The 4,661-nt window shown below is 56.6% G+C and carries 4 protein-coding genes; 2 read left to right on the forward strand and 2 right to left on the reverse strand.

Going from position 1 to position 4,661, the window contains the following annotated elements:
- Both AB7E14_RS20725 and fbpC read left to right on the forward strand, forming a co-directional pair.
- Positions 1-396, forward strand: a 396-nt coding sequence (locus AB7E14_RS20725) for an ABC transporter permease subunit (RefSeq protein ID WP_428169880.1), incomplete at its 5' end; no start/stop codon positions are given.
- An 11-nt stretch (positions 397-407) separates the two neighbouring features.
- Positions 408-1,454 (forward strand): ferric ABC transporter ATP-binding protein, encoded by a 1,047-nt coding sequence (gene fbpC / locus AB7E14_RS20730; protein WP_044259069.1) that lies wholly within the window; start codon positions 408-410, stop codon positions 1,452-1,454.
- A 40-nt stretch (positions 1,455-1,494) separates the two neighbouring features.
- On the opposite strand, the gene mmuM is transcribed toward fbpC, so the two are convergent.
- Positions 1,495-2,427, reverse strand: coding sequence for a homocysteine S-methyltransferase (mmuM, locus tag AB7E14_RS20735; protein WP_316961971.1), 933 nt, complete (start codon positions 2,425-2,427; stop codon positions 1,495-1,497).
- A gap of 353 nt (positions 2,428-2,780) precedes the next feature.
- On the reverse strand, positions 2,781-4,661 hold a 1,881-nt coding region (locus AB7E14_RS20740), incomplete at its 5' end, for an autotransporter outer membrane beta-barrel domain-containing protein (protein ID WP_428169881.1).

Raw genomic sequence — 4,661 nt, forward strand, 5'->3', positions numbered from 1 at the left:
GTGATGCGTAACGTCCCGGTCGGTATTCGCGCCGGGATCGCCGGACTCGGCCAGATCGATAAATCACTGGATGAAGCCTCGCTCAGTCTGCGTGCCGGGAGCTTACGCACTATCACGCACATTCTGCTGCCGCTGCTGCGCCCGGCCATTCTCTCGGCGCTGATCTACAGCTTCGTGCGCGCCATCACCACCGTCAGCGCGATTGTCTTCCTCGTTACGCCGGACACCCGCGTAGCAACGGCCTACATTCTGAACCGCGTGGAAGACGGCGAGTACGGCGTGGCGATTGCCTACGGGTCGATTCTGATCGTGGTCATGCTGGCGATTATTTTCATCTTTGACTGGCTGATTGGGGAAGCGCGTATTTCCCGGTCTAAAGCCAAAAACCAGGCGTAATGGAGCGCACTATGAGTCAGAAAAATTTCGTTGAACTGCGCAACGTCACTAAACGATTCGGCAGCAACACGGTCATCGACAATATCAATCTCACCATCCCGCAGGGGCAGATGGTGACGCTGCTTGGCCCGTCCGGCTGCGGCAAGACCACCATTCTGCGCCTGGTCGCCGGTCTGGAAAAACCGAGCGAAGGTCAAATTTTTATTGATGGCGAAGACGTCACTCATCGTTCTATTCAGCAGCGCGATATTTGTATGGTGTTCCAGTCGTATGCTCTGTTCCCACATATGTCGCTGGGGGAAAACGTCGGCTACGGTCTGAAGATGCTGGGCGTGTCGCGCGCCGATGTGAAGACGCGGGTGAAAGAGGCGCTGGCAATGGTCGATCTGGAAGGATTCGAGGACCGCTATGTTGATCAGATCTCCGGCGGTCAGCAGCAGCGCGTGGCGCTGGCGCGCGCGCTGATCCTCAAACCGAAGGTGCTGTTATTTGACGAACCATTGAGTAACCTCGACGCCAACCTGCGCCGCAGCATGCGCGATAAGATCCGCGAGCTGCAAAAGCAGTTTGATATCACCTCGCTGTACGTTACCCACGATCAGAGCGAAGCCTTTGCGGTTTCCGACACCGTGCTGGTGATGAACAAGGGGCATATCATGCAGATAGGCTCGCCGCAGGATCTCTATCGCCAACCCGCCTCCCGTTTTATGGCGAGCTTTATGGGTGACGCCAACCTGTTCCCGGCGACCTTCAGCGAAGCCTCTGTTGATATCTTTGGTTATCGCCTGCCTCGCCCGACGCACTTTGTGGCTCAGGGCACCGGCACCGTTGGCGTCAGGCCGGAAGCGATCACCTTAAGCGATCGCGGAGAGGAGAGTCAGCGCTGTGTGATTCGTCATGTCGCCTATATGGGACCACAGTATGAAGTCACGGTGGAGTGGCATGGACAGGAGATCCTGTTACAGGTCAACGCTACACGCCTGCAGCCGGATGTCGGTGAGACGTACTATCTGGAAATCCACCCGTACGGCATGTTTGTGTTAGCGGATGCGGCATGATGCAATGCCGGGTAAGGCATCAGCCACACCCGGCACAAACTCAACGTTGCGCGTTCAGCGCGGCGATATCCTCTGGCGTGGTGCGACAGCACCCGCCAATCAACTTCGCCCCGGCCGCCTGCCACTGCGGCAGGTAATCCGCCAGGCGCGCACACGATTCATCATGATGATGCCAGCTTTTGCTGCTCGCATCGTAATGCTCTCCGCTGTTCGGATAGACCACCAGCGGCAGCGCCGTTATCCCGTGCAGATGCTGCAAAGCGGCGGTGGCCTGTTGCAGGGCAATACAATTGATCCCCACCGCCACCGTCTGCGGATAGTGTTCGAGAAACGTCATAACCTCGCGTAGCGGCGTGCCGTCGCTCAGATGCTCGCTGTCGCGCAGGGTAAAAGAGTACCACGCACGCGCACGCGGATATGCGGTTAACAACGCCGCCAGTGCCTGAATCTCGGCAAAATTTGGTAGCGTTTCGCAGGCCAGCAGATCGACTCCGGCATCCAGCAACGCCTCCACGCGCGGACGGTGGAACGCCTGATAATCTTCGCCGCTCAGCGTGTAATCTCCGCGATACTCCGAACCATCAGCCAGAAATGCGCCGTAAGGTCCGACCGAACCGGCGACCAGCAGCGTGCCCGCCTGCGGATTTTCTGCCAGAAACGCCTCACGCGCTTTACGCGCCAGCTCAACACTTTTCCCAATCAGCGCTTTCGCCTGCGCCTCATCAAAGCCGCAGGCGGCAAATCCCGCTGGCGTCGCCTGATAGCTGGCGGTGATGGCGCACTGCGCCCCCGCCCGAAAATAGTCAAGGTGCACTTCGCGGATAAGCTCCGGGTTTTCCAGCAGAATTTTCGCTGACCATAGGCTGTCGACTAAATGGCACCCACGCGCTTCCAGCTCCGTCGCCAATGCGCCATCCAGCAACAGGAAATCCTGCTTATCCAGGAGGGCGCTTAACGGATTATATTGCGACATGATAAGGCTCCTGTTTTACGAACGAGAACAGTCACCATAACACAGCGTCAGCGACGGGGATCCGCGCTCGCACGCAATTCCCGATATACCGTCAGCGTTGCACCAGTCGCAAAAACCCGCGTCGGGCGCTTAATGCAGGATCAGGAGTCACAATCAGATACAGAATGGGTCGCCAGCTCATAACGCCTCCACTTCATGGGGGTTATCTACACTCTGGCAGGGGCAAAGCAGCCTGACACTAAGACAAAAGTAGGAATGCTGCGCTATTGCTCATACCACAACGTGCGGGGCAAGTAAGAGAGAAACAGCCCTCCCGGCAAAAAAGCCGGGAGGGCTGGGGGCACATCATAAGGCTAGAACTGGTATTTGATTCCCAGCACGCCGCTCGTATCGCGAAAACCGTTATGACCCATTCGTTGCGCAACGTTGCCCCAGACGCTCAGGTCCCGGGTCAACCGCCCCTCGACACCCACCTTCACTTCACCGACGTTTCGACTTCCCTGCAGGGAGGTGCTCGTGTCATTCATCCTGACGCCGTACTGCTTCGAGTTGTGTATCCAGTTCGCCTCGATAAAGGGTTCAAACTCGCGTACGGTTCCTTTTTCCGCAGCGCTTTTACCATTGACGTAAAGACGCATACCCAGACGGGTCTGAATATTGTTGTCGCCCTGTCCCTGAACCCGCGTGCCGTTTTTCTCCGTATGGTCGTTAGCCTTCACTCCCATCCAGGTGATCTGTGCCTGTGGGCGAAGCCAGACGTTACTTTCCCAGTCGCCTGGCGCCTTGAATGACCCCAGATGGAAGGCGTAACCCGATTCCAGCGACGCCGTCAGCCCCTTGCTTTTATAGCTTTCCTGAGCAATCTCATCACCTTTAACCGTATTGTCAAACCAGTTATAGAGTACCCATGAATCGACATACAGGCCGGTTTTATCCACGGCGTTCTGATACCAGGTTCCGTACAGACCCGCGCTGTAGCCGCTCACCTCACCACGAGAATCGTAGCCTGACAGGCTGTTATGGATGTCGTTATCCTGCTTACCATAGCCTGCCATTACGCCCAACTGATAGCCATCCGTGCCGTTCACACTCCCCTGCAACAACGCGCCGCCGATCTGCACAACAACGCGGTTAGAAGACGATGTGTTCTGATCGTCTGACATCCGCCCCTTGCTGTGCCCGCCTGACGTACGCAGCCACAGACTGGTCATATGCCGTTCCCCGGTAGCAGGGTCGGTATACCAGGTACCTCCCTGACGGTCCTGCAGTCGGGTGTTAAACAGCGTATTCGCTGCCGCCAGGTTGCTGGCATAGCTTCCCCCCTCAGGGCGATAGAGATTGACCGCATCCGAGGGTTCGCCCGGCGCAGGTCGATCGTTATCAATGACATCAGGGGAATCATCAGGAACAGGCGTGTCCGCCAAATGGGTTAAATACCAGTTATTCCTGTCACTGCCGGAAGCCGTTCCCTGCTTCACGTGATATTCATAGCTTCCCGCCACGATACGACCTCGTTGCACAAAAGCCTCTGGCGTTGAACTGCCGGTCTCAATAATTTTAATCCCTTCATGCAGCAAGGCCCCTGAGCCATTCTCATTGTTAACATGCACATAGGTCGTGCCGGTCGCGTTGCCGGTAATCACCAGCTTATCCGTCAGGCTGTTGTCGCCGCCGAGAACGGTGCCCAGCGAAAGCGTACCGCCATTACCCGCATAGTCACCATTGATGGTCAATGTATTCCCGGCGCTGGTCACGCTGTTGTTAAGAATGATATTGCCGCTATTCGTCACATCGCCCGTCAGCATGACGTTGAGAGGTGAAGAAGGCGGAACACCATAATCATCAATCAGCAAGGTGCCACGGTTCTCCAACGCATTGACGATCTGGCTGTTGCCGTGAAGGTTAAGCGTCCCTTCCTCGCCGACGATAACGCCGGAGGTACTGGCAAATGCATTCGACGTGGTCGTCTTCAGCATGCCTTCACTGACAAAAGTCGACCCCGTATAGGTATTTTCCGCCGACAGTATCAGCGTGCCTTCTCCCGCTTTGGTCAGGCTTTTACCATCCCAGGCCGGATTGACCTGTGCCGTATTGTCCGCCAGCGCGACGCCGAGATCGAAGGTTCTGCCCTCATCAAGCGTGAACGTTCCGTGCGCATCCGAATCCAGCCCGTTCCAGTACAGAGAGTACTTAATGACTCGAGAACCTGCGTTGATATAAGCAAAGTCCGGCTG

This window comes from Citrobacter sp., assembly GCF_050252275.1.
Taxonomy (GTDB): domain Bacteria; phylum Pseudomonadota; class Gammaproteobacteria; order Enterobacterales; family Enterobacteriaceae; genus Citrobacter_A; species Citrobacter_A amalonaticus.